The following is a 19,162-nucleotide window of genomic DNA, read 5'->3' as shown; positions in this document are numbered from 1 at the left end:
CATCTCCTAATTAATTATACACACCATACACACTTATTAGCGAATCAATGCTTCTGCTGGCCTATGCCAGATGCGCCTAGTGCCCTCCCTCCAGAAGATTGGTTTCCTGAGTACCTCACCTTTATGGGTAAAAGTCCAAATCTGCGCACCCGTATTCGGTGACTGGTAAAACGGAATACCCAGAGTTCCATAGCGCGCGCTCACTGTTGGATGAGGATGTCCATAGCGGTTTCGATATCCATTTTGTGCAAATGCCTGATCTGGACTCAAGCGCTTCAATAATTCTTCTGAAGAAGAAGTTTTACTACCGTGATGAGGCGCCATAAAGACCAACTCCTTATCTTTTAGGTTTTGCAACGCTGCTGCATCTAGGCGCTCTACTATTTCAGCTTCACCCTGCTTCTCAACATCTCCCGTTAACCAAAACGAAGTACTCTTATTGCGAACTTCAAGAACGCAACTCATTTCATTTGGTTTGCCTGGGTACTGGGATTCAAAATGAGTTTCCTCATGTGGATGCCAAATATGAAATTCCACCTCATCCCATACCCAGTGTTGACCGAAGCGACAAGGGAGAGTCGGAATCTGTTTAGATTGCAAGTTTTTCAACAGGGGGTTTGTACTTGGTAGAGAGCCCATCATGAAATCGAACAGCACTTCTTTTAATAAGGTTGCAGCCCCACCCACATGATCACTATCACTATGGCTTATTACCATGCGATCGATATGATCAATACCCCGCCCCCTGAGATAAGGAAGGATCACTCTATTGCCAGCATCATCCTTCTTTCCTTGGATGGGCCCGGCGTCATACAGCAATCGCTTTGTTGCTGTCTCAACTAGAACAGAAGTGCCTTGGCCAATATCGAGAACTGTTGCTCGAAACTCGCCCTCTTGCAAATTTAGATCTGTAATAGGCGAAAGAAATAAAAGAGTGGTTAAGCAAATTCCCAGAATCCTTGACTGCCAGCTCGCTTTTATAGCACCAGGTCGAATAGCAAGAATGATTCCCACCCCAGAGATCAGAAGCGCCCACCAAGCAGGCTGACTGGACCACACGACTGCCCATTTCCAGCTCGCCATCCATCTCAACATGACTGCCAGATACTCCATCGATGCATGCGCTGGAAGCAGTAGCCATTTACCGATGAAATCTGGCAAAAGTGCACCGCCAATTGCTAGCGGCGTGACGATATAACTCACTAGGGGAATCGCAAATGAATTTGCCAGGGGCGAAACTACTGATACTTGATAGAACCAATACAAAGTAAATGGCAGCAAGGCAATGGTAACTACCGCTTGAACACGACAGGCCTCACGTAAAGCCTGCAAAACTCTTTTTATCCAATGCACTTCCAACTCTTTACCCGTTGGGATACCAAGCAAACCTGCAGAATCTCCCATGGCATACAGGATGGCTGCTACAGCTCCAAAAGATAACCAAAAGCCTGGGGTATAAGGTGCCATAGGATCTACTAACAATACAAAGGCAAGCGCCCACCACCAAATATCAAAGGAGCGAGGGTTACGGCCAGACCATAAAGCAACAGCAACCACACCAACCATATACATGGTTCTTTGTGCTGGTATTTGAAAGCCTGCTAGCCATGCATAAATAAAAGCTGTCAAGAATCCAGATACTGCCGCCACCTTGCTAACCGGAAATATCAGTGGCAAGGACTTGCGACGCCAAAGTCTTGTGGCAATTCCTGCGCCAAGTCCTGCAAGCATGGTGACATGGAGTCCGGATATGGAGATGAGGTGACCGATGCCGGTAGCATTAAATACTCGCCAATCCTCTTGATCAATCGCATTTTGATCACCCATCACCAACGCCACAATCACGCCTGCATATGCTGCGTCCTGTGGGAGTAGGCGCTGAATCTTTTTGCGTAACTTCCAGCGCTGATATTCCATTGCCAATTCAAAATCGGTGAGGCCAATATCTTTTTCAAGTAGTAGTTCACCAGATCGAACCGACCCACTGGCACCAAAGTTTTGGTGAAAGGACCAGCGTTCGAAGTCAAATGTATAGGGATTTAGCGAGCCGTAAGGACGCTTCAGTTTGACCTTGAACTTCCAGCGCTGACCTGGAATCACTTCTGGAATCTCTTGTGCATTTCTCCAGGCGGGCTGCCAACTGAGATAGATTCGTTCAGGAAATTCCTCAACCTTATCTCCACTTAATAAGGCTTGCCGAACTTCAAAGGCAAACTTAGCTCCAGCCGAGCTACTTTGAGGTAATGCCGCCACGCGACCTTCAATGCTCAACTCCTGTCCCTCCAACTCTTGCGAGAGAATATTTTTCAACCTGCCGTCTGCATACTTTGCATTCCAAGCAAAGCCAAGCGCCGCACAAATCAAGATGATGAATATATGCTGGGAGCTGGTTGCCTTTGAAAAGAAGCGCAGTCCGAGTAGAACAATGGCCACTGTAAAAATAGCTGCTGACAACCAATAATCAGGCACTTTGGGCAAAAATAGGAGAAGCGAGCCCCCGGCGATAAACGCCGCAATAGCTAAACGCAAGATCTTAAGAGGCTAAGTTGAGATTTGAATTGGTAGCCAGCAACGCTGACCAGCGAGGCAATACTTGCATGGCGTTGCGCCACACAGCAATGGCAAACTCATCGCTACTGATGCCGCGAACCTGCGCTAATACATTAGTAATTCGGGGTAGGAATGCAGGCTCGTTAAACGCAATACCCTCTTCGCGCAACCATGCTGGCGGTATATCTGGTGCATCCGTCTCGGTAACAATGCTATCTAGCGATAACTCTTTTAACAATCGACGAATCTGCAATGCGCGTTCAAAAGTTGCGGCGCCACCAAAACCCAATTTAAATCCAAGCGCGATAAATTGTTCTGCCTGCTGAAAGCTGCCATTGAATGCATGGGCTATTCCACTGGGAATGCTTCTACAGCGTAGTGCTTTCAGGATCGCATCTTGTGAACGACGCACATGCAAGACCACCGGCAATTGAAATTGCTCAGCCAGATCAAGTTGTGCGTGAAAGAACCATTCTTGTCGTTTCAGATCTAGGCCTTCAACAAAATAATCTAAACCAATCTCACCAATGCCAACAAAGCGAGGATCAGACAAAGATTGCTCTATCTGGTCTTTCAGAATGGTGATATCAGACTCTTGCGCCTGATTAATGTACAGCGGATGGATTCCCAGTGTATAGACCAGTCCTGGGATTTTCTCAGCGTATTGAGAGGCAAGCGCTCGGACATGGTCACAGTCAGAGGCTTTAACCGCTGGAAGAAGGATTGCCTTAACGCCATTCTGAGCTGCGGCTTCGATGACTTGAGGAAAATTTCTCTCAAACTCGGGCGCGTCCAGATGGCAATGGGTGTCAACCCACGATTGGGGCTGACTCATGCAGCGAGGTTCTTTAATACTCCACGCTCTAAATGCAAAATACGATCACAACGTTTGGCGCGAATGGGGTCATGGGTCACGATCACGAAGGCTGTGCCCTGCTCACGCGCTATATCCAACATCAAATCAAACACACTATCAGCCGTCTCTGTATCAAGATTACCTGTGGGCTCATCTGCTAAGACACAAGCGGGATTACCCACCAAAGCACGCGCAACCGCAACCCGCTGACGCTCTCCACCAGATAACTCTCCTGGGGTATGAAGCTCTCTCGAGCCCAAACCAACGGCTTTTAGAATCTTGCTGGCTCTATCCATGGACTCTTCATTACTCAATCCACGAATGCGCAACGGCAAAGCTACATTCTCCTGAGCGCTGAATTCATCTAAGAGGTGATGGAATTGATAAATGAAACCAAGACTGTGATTGCGCAATTGGTCTAATTTGGCAACCGATAACTTGCTTAGATTGGATCCAGCTAGAACAACAGAACCTGCACTTGGGGTATCTAAACCGCCCAAAAGGTGTAACAAAGTACTTTTACCTGAGCCAGATGAGCCAACGATCGCCACCTTCTCTGACGGGGACACATCCAAATGGATGCCCTTGAGAACCTCAACTGCTGAGGGACCTTGGCCATAGGTTTTAGCCAAATCTCTAGCGCTCAGCACCAAGCTGTTTGAGTTATTGATAGCCTCACTCATAACGTAGGGCCTCCGCTGGTTGCACCTTAGCAGCGCGACGGCTTGGATATAAGGTTGCTAAAACGGAAAGCCCAAATGCCATGAGGCCGACGGTGAGTACATCTGAAAATCTCACGTCTGATGGAAGTTCGCTGATGAAGTAGACATCCCGCGGCAAGAAGCGCACGCGGAAAATAGCTTCGATCGCCGGAACAATGACATCAATATTCAGTGCAATCAGCAGACCCAAACCAACGCCAGCCAGAGACCCGAGCAATCCAATTGCCAAACCTTGCACTAAGAAAATTCGCTGAATCAGTCCGGGGCTTGCGCCCATTGTTCTTAAGATGGCGATGTCTGCCTGCTTTTCATTCACAGTCATGACTAAAGTGGAGACCAAGTTAAAGGCAGCAACGGCAATAATCAAAGTCAGAATAATGAACATCATTTTCTTTTCAGTCTGAACTGCGGCAAACCAATTGCGATTTGATCTTGACCAGTCTGTAACCCATAAAGCTTGGGGCACGACTTGAGCTAACTCAGCAGCCACCTCTGGAGCGCGCTGCATGTCATCCACTTTCACACGTAAGCCTGTAGGCTCATGCAAGCGCAATAAGGCAGCGGCATCCTTCCAATGCATGATGGCTAAAGAGCTGTCATATTCATAGTGACCACTATCGACAATGCCAACCACCTGAAGCGTGCGCATTCTGGGCATGGCACCTGCTGGCGTCAGATCACTCTCGGGAACGATCATGTTGATGCGATCGCCCACTCGTGCACCCACCATTGAGGCAAGTTGGGCACCCAAGGCAACACCAAATTTGCCCGGCTGAAGATCCTTGATACTGCCAGCAACAAATTGTTTTGGTAAGTCTGAAACCTTACCTTCTTCTTCGGGCAAGACGCCCCGAATAGCAACGCCACGCATCACACTTTCGCGGCTCAATAAACCTTGAGAGCTAACCATCGGCGCAACACCAATGACGTGAGGCTGAGCAGCTACTTTTAGGGCAAGTGGCTCCCAATTAGCAAGCCCATCAGGTGCGGTAATTTCCACATGGGATAAAACGGAGAGCATCCGATCGCGAACTTCTTTTTGAAAACCATTCATCACAGAAAGCACCACAATCAGCGAAGCAACGCCAAGAGCTATCCCTGCGGTAGAGATCCCTGAGATAAAAGATAGAAAACCATCACGCTTTCCGACCGTCTTACGACGCTTGGATCGGGTGTAGCGCAGGCCAATTTCTAGCTCAATAGGAAGTCTCAACATAGCCACAGTTTAGTGAATCTGGCGGGCATACTGATGGAATACTCAATTGCCACCTAAAATCAGGGGAATGACTGCCAATATGACCCACGAAAAGCGCTTTACCCTGATGCTCTCGGGGGAGGATGCATTGGAGCTTGATGACCACCCGATCAGGAGCGCGCCACTCAATGGCTTACCCCATGAGCGCTTCCTCTTGGGTGAAAAGGTGCCTGCAGCACCCATCCTACTTTTGGGTCAATCTCAACTGACAGTCAACCCCGACGAAATGGTTGCTTGTTTACAGCCAGTCCACCTCCATGCCACCCGCGATCATCTAGTTCTGATGAGTCAAGGCCAAGTTGATCTCAACCATGAGGAATCAGCAAAATTACTTAAAGTGGCACTCCCTTTTATCGAGGAAGATTTTCAGGGTCCAGTACTTTTGCAAGGTCAGCATTATTGGTTCATTGCTGCCGGCCCATTTGCTAGTCTAGCAAGCCACAGCATTGATCAAGCTCATGGTCGCAATATTGATTGGTGGATGCCCCGCGATACGCATGAAGATGGCGTAGCCAAAACATGGCGCAAACTCCAGAATGAAATTCAGATGCTTTGGCATATTGACCCCGTCAATGAGATTCGTGAGCAACGCGGCGCCCCTATGATCAATTCGATTTGGATTAGTGGTATTGGAAAACTGAATGATGTACAAGCGCCAGAGCTATTAAAGCAAGCTCAGAATATTTATGGGGAGCACCCTCTCCTAGCAGGGCTCTCAAAATTGCTCAACATTGCCCATCAAAAAAAACTTCCTTTAGCCAACTCTTCTGATTTAGCCAATGGCTTTGGCTGGTTTAGTCATCCCGAATCGATTTGGCCAACACTGAAGCAAGCATTGGTTGATAAGGTGCTTGATGAAGTGACGATCATTGATTTTCCCAAGGGAGAAAAGCGTGACCGTACTTTCACAACACGAGATCTTCAGAAAAAATCTCTACTGTTTTGGCGCAAAGCTGAGGAGCTCAACTGGAAAGAGATTGCCAAGCAATGAGTCAATTTTCTCAACGCCCCGTTTCGGAAAGAACCAGCGCCTGGCTAGAACAAAGTGGTTTACACCCACTGCTAGCGAGGCTCTTTGCGGCACGCGGTGTGCAATCGCCCGATGAGTTGTCGCTTGATCTCAAAAAATTGCTTTCCCCAACGGAGCTCAAAAACTGTTTAAGCACAGCAAGTCTGTTAGCGGACATTCTTGAGAAAAAAGAACCCATGCTGGTGGTTGCTGACTATGACTGCGATGGCGCAACCGCCTGTGCGGTAGCAGTTCGTGGCTTAAAGATGCTGGGTGGTCCAGAAACCCTCATTCAGTTTTTAGTACCCAATCGTTTCACCATGGGTTATGGCCTCACGCCTGAGGTTGTGGAATTGGCTGCGCAACAAAATCCTAAGCCCAAATATCTCATTACCGTTGATAACGGTATTGCCAGCGAAGCCGGTGTAGATCGCGCCCGCGAACTCAGTATGGAGGTGATTGTTACCGATCATCACCTACCAGGCGATCAACTTCCTAAAGCCACTGCGATTGTGAACCCCAATCAACCGGGATGCAGTTTTCCTAGCAAGGCTTTAGCCGGAGTTGGTGTGATGTTTTATTTATTGGTTGCCTTGCGTGCAGAGTTGCGCAATCGCGGAAAATTTACGAATGAGAATCAACCTAAGATTGAAAATCTTTTAGATCTCGTTGCATTAGGCACTGTTGCTGACGTTGCGCAACTTGATCGCAACAATCGCATTCTGGTTTCCAATGGCTTGAAGCGCATTCGTGCAGGTATTTGCCAGGCAGGTATAGGTGCTTTATTTCAGGCGGCGGGGCGAGATCCGCGCAGTGCAAATACGTTTGATCTCGGTTTCGCTATCGGTCCTCGTCTGAATGCAGCTGGTCGACTTGCTGATATGACACTGGGCATTCGTTTGCTTCTGAGTGATAACGCTGAGCAAGCGCTAGAACTTGCTCAAGAACTTGATCGCATTAATCGCGAACGCCGCGTCATTGAAACTGGGATGCAAGAAGCCGCTCTAGCCCATCTCGCCGAAGATCAATTGGCGGGGACTATGGCAGAGCGCACTAGCATTTGCCTTTGGAATCCAGAATGGCACCAAGGTGTCGTTGGCATTGTTGCCTCGAGATTAAAAGAGCGCTTCAATCGCCCCGCGATTGTTTTTGCCCCCGCAGAAGGCGCTACCGGTGAAGAGCTTAGAGGCTCAGGTAGGTCGTTGACGGGCTTTCATTTGCGGGATGCATTGGATTTGGTTTCCAAACGCGAGCCTGGTCTGATCCTAAAGTTTGGTGGCCATGCCATGGCGGCTGGCCTCACGATTCGCAAAGCCGACTTTGAAAAGTTTTCTGCTGTGTTTCAGAAGGTCGCTAGTGAGCTCTTAAACGATGAGCTATTAGAGCGTCGGCACATCCACGATGGCGCTCTAGCCTTATCTGAATTCACTCCAGAAACTGGGGACCTCCTCGCCGAAGAAATCTGGGGGCAAGGCTTTCCTCAGCCCATCTTTTATGGCGAATTTGAGATCAGCCAACAAAGCCTGATGAAAGACAAGCACCTACGCCTGCAATTGCGCCCTCTCGGAGAGGGCTCGCTTGCTAGCAAACCATTTACTGGGGTTTGGTTTAACCGCACCCAGACCCTGCCAGAAAAAGCCAATCTGGCCTACCGCCTCGTAACCGACCGCTACCAAGGGCGAGCTAGGGTTCAGCTCATGATCGAAGCGCACGACGAGAGCTAAAGAGTCCAGACTTAGGGGCTATGGAGTAATAACCCCCCTATAATTAGGGCATGGAAGCTGAACAACTAAACACTATTTCGAATACCCTATCTGACCTGCTCACCCGTGAGCAAGCACTTCGGGGGTATCTTTGACTTCGAAGTAAAGTCACGACGTCTTACTGAAGTTAACTCTATTCTTGAAGATCCCACCATCTGGGACGATCAAAAGAAGGCTCAAGCACTCGGCAAAGAGAAAAAATTGCTCGATGGCGTGGTCTCTACCCTCACTGATTTAAATACCAATATCACTAGTGCCCTCGAACTCTTCGATATGGCCAAAGAAGAAAGTGATTTTGAGACCATCGGCGCGATCAAAACAGATGTTGAAGGCTATAGCAAGGTCATTGGAGATTTAGAATTCCGTCGCATGTTCCATAACGAAATGGATCCATGCAACTGCTTTATTGATATTCAAGCAGGTGCAGGTGGTACTGAAGCTTGCGACTGGGCAAGCATGCTCTATCGCCAGTATCTGAAATACTGTGAACGCAAAGGCTATAAAACAGAAATTCTTGAAGAATCTGATGGCGACGTTGCCGGCATCAAGAGCGCCACCATTAAGGTTGATGGTGAGTACGCTTACGGACACCTTCGCTCCGAAACTGGTGTGCATCGCTTGGTCCGTAAATCACCTTTTGATTCTTCAAATGGTCGTCATACCTCTTTCGCCAGTATTTATGTCTATCCAGAAATTGATGACTCGATTGAGATTGACGTCAATCCAGCGGATATTCGCACTGATACCTATCGCGCCTCTGGTGCTGGTGGTCAGCACATTAATAAAACCGACTCAGCCGTACGTTTAACCCATCTACCAACCGGTATCGTGGTGCAGTGTCAGAACGATCGTAGCCAACACCGTAACCGCGCTGAAGCCATGACGATGTTGAAGTCCCGCTTATACGAACACGAAATGCAAAAGCGTCGGGTTGAGCAGGATAAGCTTGAGGCTACCAAAACGGATGTGGGTTGGGGTCATCAGATCCGCTCCTATGTCTTGGATCAAAGCCGTATTAAAGACTTACGCACCAACGTTGAGATCTCCAATACCCAGAAAGTATTGGATGGCGACCTCGATGCCTTCATTGAAGCCAGCTTAAAGCAAGGCGTTTAACCTTAACTGCAACCATCAAAAAAATATGAACGATAAAACGAATTTAGGCACTACGCCCTCCCCCGCTACTGAAGTAGTTGATGAGAATCACATCATTGCGGAGCGTCGTGAAAAGTTAGCCAAGTTACGCGAAGCAGGTGTCGCCTTCCCTAACGACTTTGTCCCCACCCATCTAGCGGCAGATCTACATACTCACTACGACAGCCTCACTAAAGAAGAATTGGCTGCTAAGAAGATTCATGTGAAGGTCGCAGGCCGTATGGTCCTCAAGCGCGTCATGGGTAAAGCAAGTTTTGCGACCATCCAAGACCGTAGCGGACAGATTCAGTTCTATATTAGTGATGAGTTGAGCGGTGCGGATACCCATGGTGCGTTTAAGCACTGGGATATGGGTGACTTCATTTCTGCTGAAGGCAATCTCTTCAAAACAAACAAGGGTGAGCTCTCAGTTGAATGTAGCAACCTGCGCTTACTCAGCAAATCACTGCGCCCTCTGCCTGACAAATTCCACGGCCTCTCCGATTTAGAGACTAAGTATCGCCAGCGTTATGTGGATTTGATTGTCAATCCAGAAAGTCGCAATGTCTTTAAAGCGCGTAGTAATGCCATCGCTTCATTGCGTCGCCATATGCTTGATGCTGACTTCATGGAAGTTGAAACACCAATGCTTCACCCGATTCCTGGTGGAGCAACTGCTAAGCCCTTTATCACCCACCACAATGCTTTAGATATGCAGATGTTCTTGCGTATCGCCCCTGAGCTTTACCTCAAGCGCTTAGTAGTAGGTGGCTTTGAGCGTGTCTTTGAAATTAACCGCAACTTCCGCAATGAAGGTGTGAGTCCACGTCACAATCCAGAGTTCACAATGATGGAATTCTATGCAGCCTATACAGACTACAACTGGCTGATGGATTTCACTGAGAATATGATCCGTGCAGCAGCAATGGACTCTCAAGGTACTGCAGTCTTAACTCACCAAGGTCGTGAACTAGATCTCAGCAAGCCATTTCACCGTTTAACGATTACTGAAGCCATTCTGAAGTACGGACCCCAATCCAATAAGGCCTATGAGCCAGCGCAATTAGAAGATGCTGATTTCATTCGTTCTGAATTGAAAAAAGGTGGCGAAAACCCAGACAGCCCGACACTAAAGAACGCCGGCATTGGCGCTTTGCAATTGGCCTTGTTTGAATTAGTCGCAGAAGAACATCTCTGGGAACCAACTTACATCATTGATTACCCAATTGAAGTCAGCCCCTTAGCCCGTGAATCCGATACACGCCCAGGTATTACTGAGCGTTTTGAACTCTTCATTACCGGACGTGAAATTGCTAACGGCTTCTCAGAATTAAATGATGCTGAAGACCAGGCTAATCGTTTCCGTAAACAAGTAGAGCAAAAAGAAGCTGGTGACGAAGAAGCAATGTACTTCGATCATGACTTCATCCGCGCCCTTGAATACGGCATGCCTCCAACCGGTGGATGCGGTATTGGTATTGACCGTTTGGTCATGCTCCTCACCGATGTGCCGAATATCCGTGACGTGATTCTCTTCCCTCACCTGCGTCGCGAAGAAGAGTAAGTTCTATCGAATTAATTTTCAAATGAAAGTTTGAATGCAAAATAAAAGCCACCCTAGGGTGGCTTTTTCATTACGGCACTACTTATTCTCTTACTTAAGTAGCTACTTGGGTAGGTAAACCTTTTTCATCAAAGACGCCTTCAAATAAAGCGGAGCTTAAATAACGCTCAGCCGTATCCGGCAGAATCACCACAATGGTTTTACCTTCGTACTCTGGTCTCTTAGCCAGGCGCACTGCTACAGCAGCTGCAGCACCACAGGAGATGCCAACCAAGATACCCTCTTCTTTGGCAATGCGGCGGGCAAACTCGATGGCTTCCTCATTGGTAACTTGCTCAACCTTATCCACCAGCGACAGATCGAGGTTCTCTGGCACAAAGCCTGCACCAATTCCTTGAATCTTATGTGGGGCCGGCTTGATTTCTTCACCATTGAGTTTTTGCGTAATCACTGGACTTGCGGTTGGCTCCACTGCCACGACTTCAATGGCTTTCTTTTTGGTGTGTTTGATGTAACGACCAACACCAGAAATTGTGCCGCCAGTACCAACACCGGCTACAAACACATCAATCTTGCCTTCAGTGTCATCCCAGATTTCTGGGCCGGTGGTTTTTTCATGAATCGCTGGATTAGATGGATTGCTAAATTGCTGTAGCAAAACATATTTACCAGGATCAGACTCAGCAATCTCTTTTGCTTTGGCAATGGCGCCATTCATTCCCTTGGGACCTTCAGTCAAAACAATCTTCGCACCCAAAGCAGTTAATAACTTGCGACGCTCTAAGCTCATAGTCTCAGGCATTGTTAGGGTCAGCGGAATGCCGCGCGCAGCAGCCACGAACGCCAAAGCAATGCCTGTATTGCCACTAGTAGGCTCAACTAACTCTTTTCCAGGCCCGAGCAAACCTTTTTCTTGTGCGTCATTAATCATTGCTACACCGATTCGACACTTGACTGAGTAAGCAGGGTTGCGCCCTTCAATCTTTGCTAGAACAGTTGCCTTGGCGCCATCGGTGACGCGGTTCAATCGCACTAAAGGTGTGTGACCAATCGTTTGTGAATTATCGGTAAAGTAAGTCATGCGGCTTCCTTAAATCAAAGAAAAGAATAATGAATAGATCTTATGGGAATGTCTTCATTTAGCCAAAGAAGTTCTCGTCATAAGGTCAGTACTTTAAGTTCTAACGAGACTTTTTGAAGAATGTCACTACTAGAACAATCAGCAGAACACTAAACCACAATAAAGACCACTCTGGTACTTGTAGACCCAGTATGGCGGGTAATTGAGCAGAGCAAAGGCCGTCCGCCTTAAATAACCAAGGCAAGCCCTGCACTACTTGAAATTGATTAATCCAGAGCTCTAGAGGATCAATTCCACAAGAAGCGCCCGGATGAGATAAGAGCCACACATGATGTCCTGCAACTGCTGCCCCATATCCAGCGGCCAAAATTGCCAAGGCATGGAATAGCTTTCTCAGAGGATTAAAACTGGCAGCCATAACGCAGGCGACCGCAATGCCTAAGTAGCCCACTCTTTGCAAAATACATAAAGGGCATGGCAGAAAACTCACGCCCTGATAGCCCACCTGCTGGAGGATGACTGCGAAAGCAACCAAACCTAGGCTAATGAGAGACAGGAATAGGTATTGGCTTCTTTTCATATAGAGATGATAGCTAAAGGGCTGGGAATACCATCTAAATCACCTCCTTATTACCAAAAGTCTGATCTATATCACGAGTGAGTCCTACTTTTTGCGTGATTCCCATCAAATTCCCCCCTCAAGAATGGGATAATCATCGTTTTGCAATCCTCAAACGAATCCGTATTTATGGCCGCATATCAGACTGAAACCGTTCTCACCGTTCACCACTGGAACGACACCCTATTTAGCTTCACCACCACCAGAAATAAAGGCTTACGCTTTCGTAGCGGCCATTTCTTGATGATTGGCTTAGAGGTTGAAGGTAAGCCTCTCGTCAGAGCTTATAGCGTTGCGAGCCCCAACTATGAAGAGCATCTCGAGTTCTTGAGCATTAAAGTTCAAAATGGTCCACTCACCTCACGCTTACAAAAAATCCAAGTTGGCGATCCCATCTTGGTGAGCGAGAAGTCTGTTGGCACATTGGTAATCGATGACTTGAACCCAGGCAAACATCTTTACCTGTTTAGCACCGGCACAGGCCTTGCGCCATTCATGAGCATCATTCGTGATCCAGAAACTTACGACAAGTTTGAAAAAGTCGTACTCATTCATGGTGTCCGTTTGGTAAGCGAGCTTGCTTATGCTGACTACCTTAAAAATGAACTTACGCAAGATGAGTTCTTAGGTGAAATCATTCGTGAGAAATTAATCTACTACCCAACCGTGACTCGTGAAGCTTTCACACACACGGGTCGCCTAACTACTGCGATTGAGTCTGGTCAACTCTTTCAAGATATCGGTCTGCCGCCTTTAGATCCAGCAGTAGATCGTGCGATGATTTGCGGCAGCCCATCAATGCTTAAAGAAACTTCTGAGATGCTAGATGCCAAAGGCTTTAAGGTCTCTCCAAGCCTTGGTCAACTAGGTGACTACGTCTACGAACGTGCTTTCGTAGAGAAGTAATAGATAGTCTATATACCTAAAAGTAATTTAGATATCGCTATATATTCCTTGTAGATATATAGACCCCTTGGTACATTGTCTCTAACGAGATATTTACCAAGGAATTGAAGTGTCCCCAGTCAGAGAGCATTACAACCCCGTTATAACCAACTTATTACGTGAGCACGATCGTCTGCCACACGATAAGGTTGACGAGCGCAAAAGATTTCAGCGTCAAATCCTATTTCTCATGAATGCCATCAAACTCGAAGAGTTTGAACAGTCATTCGCATAAGCAGGATAAATACTCAAAATGATCCAATTTTTTCTAGACTCTACTCAATTCATTATTTCTGGCGCACTAGTTGGTCTCCTAGTGGGAATGACCGGTGTTGGTGGCGGCTCCTTAATGACGCCTTTGTTGACAATCATTTTTGGGGTTGCTCCCACGACTGCAGTTGGGACCGACTTAGCATTTGCAGCAATCACCAAAGGATTTGGCACTGCTGCACATAGGTTGCATGGGAATGTTCGATGGGACATCGTGAGACTGCTTTGCATTGGAAGTCTGACTACAGCGATTCTATCGATCCTCGCACTTAAATATGTAGGACCAGTTTCAAAAAACTTTAATCACCTGATTAGCATATCAATCGGCATTTCAGTTCTTCTCACAGCTGGATCACTTTTATTCAGAGCTAAGATTTTAAAGTGGGTGCAAGATAATCCTGATTTTTTACCAAGCGGATCCAATTTAAAAATAGCGACCATTTCAGTTGGTGCTGTCATCGGAGTGTTGGTAACCGTTTCATCCATTGGTGCAGGCGCCATTGGTGCAACATTGATATTAGTCCTCTACCCTTATCTAAAACCCGCACAAGTAGCAGGCACAGATATCGCCTACGCAGTTCCTCTAACTGCCTTAGCTGGCTTGGGTCACTGGTGGCTTGGTAACGTCCATTTTGATTTACTGTTTGGCCTTTTACTTGGATCTGTTCCAGCTATCTGGCTCGGGGCTAAGTTGTCCAGCACGCTATCCGAACGAGCTACGAGAACCACACTTGCGGCAACTTTATTTTTAGTTGGAATTAAACTCGTTTCCTCATGATGACTCCTGAATTTTGGTCAATACCAGATAGCACCCTAACAACCGCTGAACTTGCAGAAAAGACTTCTACCCTAAGGCATAGATTACTGAGCATTACTGAGAAGTTCTCAGACGTGCGTTTTGCTACTAGCTTGGCTGCTGAAGATATGGTGATGACTGATGCGATTGCACAGTCCAAGGCAAAGATTGCTTTATTCACACTAGAAACTGGTCGCTTGCATCAAGAGACGGTCGACATGACCAAGACTACTGAAGATTGCTATGGCATTTCTATTGCCAGGGCTTACCCTGAAGAGTCTGATGTTCAAGCCTTTATTGATCAATATGGCATGAATGGCTTTTATGATGGTGAAGAGGCTAAGAAAGCGTGCTGCGGCGCCCGTAAGATCAAGCCATTAAACGCTGCACTGATTGGTGCAGATGCCTGGCTGACCGGTCAAAGACGTGAACAATCCACTACTCGCGTTGAGCTCAATTTTGAAGAGCATGATGATGCAAGAGGTATTACTAAGTTCAATCCTTTATTTGATTGGACTGAAGAAGATATCTGGGCTTATATCAAACAAGAAAATGTACCGATTCACCCGCTACATTTAAAGGGCTACCCCAGCATTGGCTGCGAGCCCTGCACGCGCCAAGTCAAAAAAGGTGAAGACATTCGAGCCGGTCGCTGGTGGTGGTTACAAAGCGATAGTAAAGAATGTGGTCTACACGTTAACAAATAATTAATACCAAAGAAGAATGAAGTACAGAATGCAAGAAAACCAATTATTAGATGATCATTTGGATTGGCTTGAAGCTGAATCCATTTATATCATTCGCGAAGTAGTAGCGCAGTGCTCCAATCCAGCTATGCTGTTCTCTGGTGGCAAAGACTCAATCGTCATGTTTCATTTAGCTCGTAAGGCTTTTCAGTTTGGCAATCGCCCTGTAAAACTACCATTCCCAATTCTGCACATTGATACTGGCCATAACTATCCAGAAGTCATTGCCTATCGTGATTCTGTGGTTGAAAAGACTGGTGTAAAGCTGATTGTTGGTCACGTGGAAGACTCCATTGCAAAGGGCACAGTGCGCCTACGCAAAGAAACCGACTCACGCAATGCTGCTCAAGCTGTTACCTTGCTTGAAGCGATTGCCGAATATGAATTCGACGCCCTCATGGGTGGCGCCCGTCGCGACGAAGAAAAAGCCCGTGCTAAGGAGCGCATTTTCTCCTTCCGCGATGATTTTGGCCAATGGGATCCGAAAGCTCAGCGCCCAGAACTCTGGAACCTCTATAACGCTCGCATTGCTAAGGGTGAGAATATGCGCGTGTTCCCGATCTCGAACTGGACTGAGCTTGATATCTGGCAATACATTGCTCGTGAGAAATTAGAACTTCCAAGTATTTACTACACCCACAAACGTGAAGTGGTTAGAAAAAATAGTCTGTTACTCCCAGTAACCGATGTCACACCAAAAGCTCCTGACGACGTTAGTGAAATATTGGACGTACGCTTCCGCACTGTTGGCGATATCAGCTGCACCTGCCCAGTACTGAGCACTGCAGCGAATCCTATCGACATCATTGCCGAAACCGCCATTACCGAGATTACTGAGCGTGGCGCTACTCGCATGGACGATCAAACCAATGAGGCCTCGATGGAGCGCCGTAAGAAAGAAGGTTACTTCTGATGACTCAAACAACACATCCACATCAAAACGTCGTACGCTTTATCACCGCTGGTAGCGTTGATGATGGCAAAAGCACCCTCATAGGTCGCTTACTCTATGACACTAAATCTATTTTGGTTGATCAGTTGGAGTCACTCTCCAAAACCAAGCATGCCCGCGTCACTTCTTCAGATGCTGGCGTAGATTTAGCGCTCTTAACCGATGGCCTTGAGGCTGAGCGTGAGCAAGGCATCACCATTGATGTCGCCTACCGCTACTTCTCTACACCAAAACGTAAGTTCATCGTGGCTGATGCCCCTGGGCATGTGCAGTACACGCGTAACCTTGTTACTGGTGCATCCCAATCGGATGTAGCTGTGATTCTGGTTGATGCGAGTCGCGTGGATTTAACTACCTCACCAGCTACTCTTTTAGCGCAAACCAAACGTCATGCTGCCATTGTTCATTTACTCGGCCTGCGTCATGTGGTCTTTGCGGTTAATAAGATGGATCTATTGAACTTTGATGAGAAGATTTTTAATGCCATCTCAGTTGCTATTGAAGATTTATCCCAAAAGATTGGTTTACCAAAACCAATCTTGATGCCAATTTCTGCTTTACTGGGTGCGAACGTGGTTACTGCCAGCAAAGATATGCCTTGGTATAAAGGCCCCACCCTCTTGGAATGGTTAGAAGGTTTAGATACCAGTCCTCAGTCTGAAAAAACAGAATTGCGTTTCCCTGTTCAGTATGTCGCCCGTCAAGACGGGAGCGCTTCTGATGACTTCCGTGGCTACCTTGGTCAAATTGAATCTGGCAGCATTCGCAAAGGACAAAAGATCAGAGTACTTCCTGGAAATACTGAAGCTACGGTTGCAGAGATCTATTTGGGCAATCGCTCAAACCGCGATCAAGCCAATGCTAATAACGAAGTAGAGTCCGCGCAAACCGGAGAAGCTGTTGCCATTCGCTTGGCTGAAGATATTGATGTGTCGAGAGGCTGCCTCTTCGTGGGTGCTGATGATGCGACGCCACCCACTCTCAGCAAGCAAATTTCTGCAGATCTTTGCTGGCTTGATAGTGAACCGCTTTCACTCAGCCGTAAATATGCTTTGCGTCATACCACTAATACCGTTGGCGCAAAAGTGAAAGAGATTAAACAAGTACTGGATGTGGAAACTCTATCCCATGCTAGCGATACCCACCCCTTAACCGCCAACGAGATTGGTCGCATTGACTTGGTGTTGCAAAAGCCAATCGTTTCCGATTTATTTGATCAGTCTCAGCGTACTGGTGCTTTCATTTTGATTGATGAAGCCACCAACCACACCGTTGCTGCTGGCATGATTCGTGAGGCTGTTGCGCAATAAGTTAGGCTTAACTTTATTAATAAGGGAATAAAAAGCCTCGCTTCTGCGAGGCTTTTTCTTTTCTATGGCCACTGTAATTACGCCTGAGCTTGCTCAAAAGCAGTGAGTGCATCAGCCGCATACATTAAAGAAGGTCCGCCGCCCATATAAGTAGCCATACCTAAGGTTTCAACTATCTCTTGCTTTGTGGCTCCTAGTCTCACTAAGGCTTGAGTATGAAAGCCTAGGCAGCCATCGCATCGTGCCGCTACACCTAAAGCCAAAGCGATCAATTCTTTAGTTTTCTTATCCAAGGCGCCACCTTTAGTGGCAGCTGCCGCTAAATCGCTAAAGCCCTTCATCATTTCAGGAGCCTCGGCTCTCAACTTGGCAAGCGATCCAGAAATATCTTTGGTAATTTGCTTGTAATCTTTTGGCATTTCAATTTCCTTTATTTATGCGCGTTTACTTACAGCAACCGCTGCCACCACAACCTGTTCCACATGAATTAATGCCAAGCATTGGATATAGCGGGCAGAACTTGAATAGGCCCGTAGCCAACGGAATAATCCCAATCCATCCCCATACGCCAACTTCATTACTTGCAGCTAGGCCAACCAGCACCAAACCAACAACGATGCGTAATACGCGATCGATACCGCCAACGTTACATTTCATTTGATTCCCCTTTTTTATTTCTTACAGAACTGCTGATACAAAACCTCGATGACTGCCATCGCTGAATCACTCCCCAGCGAGTAATAAATCTGCTTACCCTCCCTGCGAGTCTTCACTAGCTTTGCTGTTCTCAAGCTAGTTAAATGCTGAGACAACATTGGCTGATGAATATCCAAAATCTCTTCCAATTCTCCAACGCACTTCTCTCCTTGACTTATTTCACACAAGAGCATCAAACGATCTCGGTGAGTTAATGCCTTCATCAACTTACAGGCGGAGTCTGCAGAGTTGCGCATCTTCTTCAAGTCTAGTTTTTGAGCCGCTGATGTCATTTATCTATTTACTATTTATTATGTGTATTTACATTATGTAATTTAACATACTATTTAGGAAATAAGCAAGAAAAAAGCCACCCCGGAGGATGGCTTAAAGAAAATCTATGGAGGCACTGCTAAAAAATGAACTACAGGATCATATTAGTCCTGTACGTATCAGCAATTTATGACAATTGTGTGATTAAGGTGCCTAATGCACCAATTTGATGCATACAGTGAGTTCTGCTTTAGTGATTCTCTTTGGCGTGGTTAATCGAGTACTTCGGAATTTCAATTACCAAGTTCTCGCGCGACACGATTGCTTGGCAGGAAAGGCGTGACTGGGGGTTTAAGCCCCAAGCGCGGTCGAGCATATCCTCCTCGTTTTCATCTGGGGGATTGAGGCTATTAAGCCCTTCCCTAACAATCACATGACAGGTGGTGCAGGCACAAACCATATCGCAGGCGTGTTCAATGGGAATGTCATTCTCCAATAAGGCCTCACATATCGAGGTGCCTGGCGCCACTTCAACTACAGCGCCTTCTGGGCAATATTCACTATGAGGAAGAACAACAATTTGGGTCATGACTTAGTTTCTGCTTAGTTTTAATTGCTATG

Annotated in this window: 20 protein-coding genes; 10 read left to right on the top strand and 10 right to left on the bottom strand. The window is 46.9% G+C overall.

The features are described 5' to 3' along the window. Positions 1–36: 36 nt before the first annotated feature. Genes ICN49_RS03195 through ICN49_RS03180 form a run of 4 tightly spaced genes read right to left on the bottom strand, consistent with a single transcriptional unit; the run spans position 37 to position 5,344 of the window. Positions 37–2,529 (bottom strand): DNA internalization-related competence protein ComEC/Rec2, encoded by a 2,493-nt coding sequence (locus tag ICN49_RS03195; RefSeq protein WP_255535375.1) that lies wholly within the window; start codon positions 2,527–2,529, stop codon positions 37–39. Between the two features lie 4 nt (positions 2,530–2,533). Beyond that, positions 2,534–3,385 (bottom strand): TatD family hydrolase, encoded by an 852-nt coding sequence (locus ICN49_RS03190; RefSeq protein WP_216165720.1) that lies wholly within the window; start codon positions 3,383–3,385, stop codon positions 2,534–2,536. After that, entirely contained in the window at positions 3,382–4,089 is a 708-nt protein-coding gene (locus ICN49_RS03185; protein ID WP_216165718.1) for an ABC transporter ATP-binding protein, read from the bottom strand. Before ICN49_RS03185 ends, ICN49_RS03190 begins: the two co-directional genes overlap by 4 nt. Beyond that, positions 4,082–5,344: a lipoprotein-releasing ABC transporter permease subunit gene (locus ICN49_RS03180; RefSeq protein WP_216165716.1), complete on the bottom strand. Its 1,263-nt coding sequence runs from the start codon at positions 5,342–5,344 to the stop codon at positions 4,082–4,084. The genes ICN49_RS03185 and ICN49_RS03180 overlap by 8 nt, the downstream gene beginning before the upstream one ends. Positions 5,345–5,423: 79 nt before the next feature. Between ICN49_RS03180 and ICN49_RS03175 the strand changes: the two genes are divergently transcribed. The 4 genes from ICN49_RS03175 (at position 5,424) to lysS (ending at position 10,853) form a co-directional block, all read left to right on the top strand. Then, complete coding sequence (locus tag ICN49_RS03175; protein WP_255535374.1) at positions 5,424–6,374, top strand: hypothetical protein; 951 nt, start codon at positions 5,424–5,426, stop codon at positions 6,372–6,374. Beyond that, the gene (gene recJ, locus ICN49_RS03170; RefSeq protein WP_216165712.1) at positions 6,371–8,116 is read left to right on the top strand and encodes a single-stranded-DNA-specific exonuclease RecJ; all 1,746 of its coding nucleotides are present in this window, start codon (positions 6,371–6,373) and stop codon (positions 8,114–8,116) included. The genes ICN49_RS03175 and recJ overlap by 4 nt, the downstream gene beginning before the upstream one ends. A gap of 50 nt (positions 8,117–8,166) precedes the next feature. Continuing rightward, positions 8,167–9,271, top strand: a protein-coding gene (gene prfB / locus ICN49_RS03165) for a peptide chain release factor 2 (protein WP_216165710.1) whose coding sequence is annotated in 2 segments (ribosomal slippage) — positions 8,167–8,238 and positions 8,240–9,271 — 1,104 coding nt in all. Because the reading frame shifts where the segments join, the coding sequence is not laid out codon by codon here. A gap of 25 nt (positions 9,272–9,296) precedes the next feature. Continuing rightward, a complete protein-coding gene (gene lysS / locus ICN49_RS03160; protein WP_216165708.1) occupies positions 9,297–10,853 on the top strand; it encodes a lysine--tRNA ligase in 1,557 nt (518 codons plus the stop codon). Between the two features lie 94 nt (positions 10,854–10,947). Here the strand turns inward: lysS and cysK are convergent, their stop codons facing one another. Both cysK and ICN49_RS03150 read right to left on the bottom strand, forming a co-directional pair. Continuing rightward, complete coding sequence (cysK, locus tag ICN49_RS03155; protein ID WP_216165706.1) at positions 10,948–11,934, bottom strand: cysteine synthase A; 987 nt, start codon at positions 11,932–11,934, stop codon at positions 10,948–10,950. A gap of 100 nt (positions 11,935–12,034) precedes the next feature. Next, entirely contained in the window at positions 12,035–12,514 is a 480-nt protein-coding gene (locus ICN49_RS03150; RefSeq protein ID WP_216165703.1) for a disulfide bond formation protein B, read from the bottom strand. Positions 12,515–12,682: 168 nt separating this feature from the next. On the opposite strand from ICN49_RS03150, the gene ICN49_RS03145 reads away from it, so the two are divergent. The 6 genes from ICN49_RS03145 to ICN49_RS03120 all read left to right on the top strand — a co-directional run bounded on the left by ICN49_RS03145 (position 12,683) and on the right by ICN49_RS03120 (position 17,572). Further along, on the top strand, positions 12,683–13,459 hold the full coding sequence (locus ICN49_RS03145) for a ferredoxin--NADP reductase (protein WP_216165701.1): 777 nt from the start codon (positions 12,683–12,685) through the stop codon (positions 13,457–13,459). Between the two features lie 109 nt (positions 13,460–13,568). Beyond that, a complete protein-coding gene (locus ICN49_RS03140) occupies positions 13,569–13,733 on the top strand; it encodes a hypothetical protein (RefSeq protein WP_216165809.1) in 165 nt (54 codons plus the stop codon). Positions 13,734–13,751: 18 nt separating this feature from the next. After that, positions 13,752–14,546, top strand: a complete 795-nt coding sequence (locus ICN49_RS03135; protein ID WP_216165699.1) for a sulfite exporter TauE/SafE family protein — start codon at positions 13,752–13,754, stop codon at positions 14,544–14,546. Beyond that, positions 14,543–15,271 (top strand): phosphoadenylyl-sulfate reductase, encoded by a 729-nt coding sequence (locus tag ICN49_RS03130; protein WP_216165697.1) that lies wholly within the window; start codon positions 14,543–14,545, stop codon positions 15,269–15,271. The genes ICN49_RS03135 and ICN49_RS03130 overlap by 4 nt, the downstream gene beginning before the upstream one ends. A 28-nt stretch (positions 15,272–15,299) precedes the next feature. Beyond that, a complete protein-coding gene (cysD, locus tag ICN49_RS03125; RefSeq protein ID WP_216165695.1) occupies positions 15,300–16,223 on the top strand; it encodes a sulfate adenylyltransferase subunit CysD in 924 nt (307 codons plus the stop codon). Next, positions 16,223–17,572, top strand: a complete 1,350-nt coding sequence (locus ICN49_RS03120) for a sulfate adenylyltransferase subunit 1 (protein ID WP_216165694.1) — start codon at positions 16,223–16,225, stop codon at positions 17,570–17,572. Before cysD ends, ICN49_RS03120 begins: the two co-directional genes overlap by 1 nt. Positions 17,573–17,649: 77 nt before the next feature. Here the strand turns inward: ICN49_RS03120 and ICN49_RS03115 are convergent, their stop codons facing one another. The 4 genes from ICN49_RS03115 to fdx form a co-directional block, all read right to left on the bottom strand. Beyond that, positions 17,650–17,991: a carboxymuconolactone decarboxylase family protein gene (locus tag ICN49_RS03115; protein ID WP_216165692.1), complete on the bottom strand. Its 342-nt coding sequence runs from the start codon at positions 17,989–17,991 to the stop codon at positions 17,650–17,652. 25 nt (positions 17,992–18,016) lie between these two features. Beyond that, positions 18,017–18,229 carry a YgaP family membrane protein gene (locus tag ICN49_RS03110; RefSeq protein WP_216165690.1) on the bottom strand — a complete coding sequence of 71 codons (213 nt, stop codon included), beginning with the start codon at positions 18,227–18,229 and terminating at the stop codon, positions 18,017–18,019. Between the two features lie 14 nt (positions 18,230–18,243). Beyond that, the gene (locus ICN49_RS03105) at positions 18,244–18,561 is read right to left on the bottom strand and encodes an ArsR/SmtB family transcription factor (RefSeq protein ID WP_216165688.1); all 318 of its coding nucleotides are present in this window, start codon (positions 18,559–18,561) and stop codon (positions 18,244–18,246) included. 230 nt (positions 18,562–18,791) lie between these two features. Further along, complete coding sequence (gene fdx, locus ICN49_RS03100; RefSeq protein WP_216165686.1) at positions 18,792–19,130, bottom strand: ISC system 2Fe-2S type ferredoxin; 339 nt, start codon at positions 19,128–19,130, stop codon at positions 18,792–18,794. Positions 19,131–19,162: the final 32 nt, after the last annotated feature.

Origin of the sequence: Polynucleobacter finlandensis, from assembly GCF_018881755.1 — a bacterium.
GTDB classification, from domain to species: domain Bacteria; phylum Pseudomonadota; class Gammaproteobacteria; order Burkholderiales; family Burkholderiaceae; genus Polynucleobacter; species Polynucleobacter finlandensis.
The sequence above is the reverse complement of the archived record's forward strand: the minus strand, read 5'-3'. Positions and strand labels throughout refer to the sequence as shown.

Coding starts and splice junctions, on each gene's coding strand:
- ICN49_RS03190 (WP_216165720.1), bottom strand. CDS start 3,385: ATGAGTCAGCCCCAATCGTGGGTTGACACCCATTGCCATCTGGACGCG.
- ICN49_RS03185 (WP_216165718.1), bottom strand. CDS start 4,089: ATGAGTGAGGCTATCAATAACTCAAACAGCTTGGTGCTGAGCGCTAGA.
- ICN49_RS03180 (WP_216165716.1), bottom strand. CDS start 5,344: ATGTTGAGACTTCCTATTGAGCTAGAAATTGGCCTGCGCTACACCCGA.
- ICN49_RS03175 (WP_255535374.1), top strand. CDS start 5,424: ATGACCCACGAAAAGCGCTTTACCCTGATGCTCTCGGGGGAGGATGCA.
- recJ (WP_216165712.1), top strand. CDS start 6,371: ATGAGTCAATTTTCTCAACGCCCCGTTTCGGAAAGAACCAGCGCCTGG.
- lysS (WP_216165708.1), top strand. CDS start 9,297: ATGAACGATAAAACGAATTTAGGCACTACGCCCTCCCCCGCTACTGAA.
- cysK (WP_216165706.1), bottom strand. CDS start 11,934: ATGACTTACTTTACCGATAATTCACAAACGATTGGTCACACACCTTTA.
- ICN49_RS03150 (WP_216165703.1), bottom strand. CDS start 12,514: ATGAAAAGAAGCCAATACCTATTCCTGTCTCTCATTAGCCTAGGTTTG.
- ICN49_RS03145 (WP_216165701.1), top strand. CDS start 12,683: ATGGCCGCATATCAGACTGAAACCGTTCTCACCGTTCACCACTGGAAC.
- ICN49_RS03135 (WP_216165699.1), top strand. CDS start 13,752: ATGATCCAATTTTTTCTAGACTCTACTCAATTCATTATTTCTGGCGCA.
- ICN49_RS03130 (WP_216165697.1), top strand. CDS start 14,543: ATGATGACTCCTGAATTTTGGTCAATACCAGATAGCACCCTAACAACC.
- cysD (WP_216165695.1), top strand. CDS start 15,300: ATGCAAGAAAACCAATTATTAGATGATCATTTGGATTGGCTTGAAGCT.
- ICN49_RS03120 (WP_216165694.1), top strand. CDS start 16,223: ATGACTCAAACAACACATCCACATCAAAACGTCGTACGCTTTATCACC.
- ICN49_RS03115 (WP_216165692.1), bottom strand. CDS start 17,991: ATGCCAAAAGATTACAAGCAAATTACCAAAGATATTTCTGGATCGCTT.
- ICN49_RS03110 (WP_216165690.1), bottom strand. CDS start 18,229: ATGAAATGTAACGTTGGCGGTATCGATCGCGTATTACGCATCGTTGTT.
- ICN49_RS03105 (WP_216165688.1), bottom strand. CDS start 18,561: ATGACATCAGCGGCTCAAAAACTAGACTTGAAGAAGATGCGCAACTCT.
- fdx (WP_216165686.1), bottom strand. CDS start 19,130: ATGACCCAAATTGTTGTTCTTCCTCATAGTGAATATTGCCCAGAAGGC.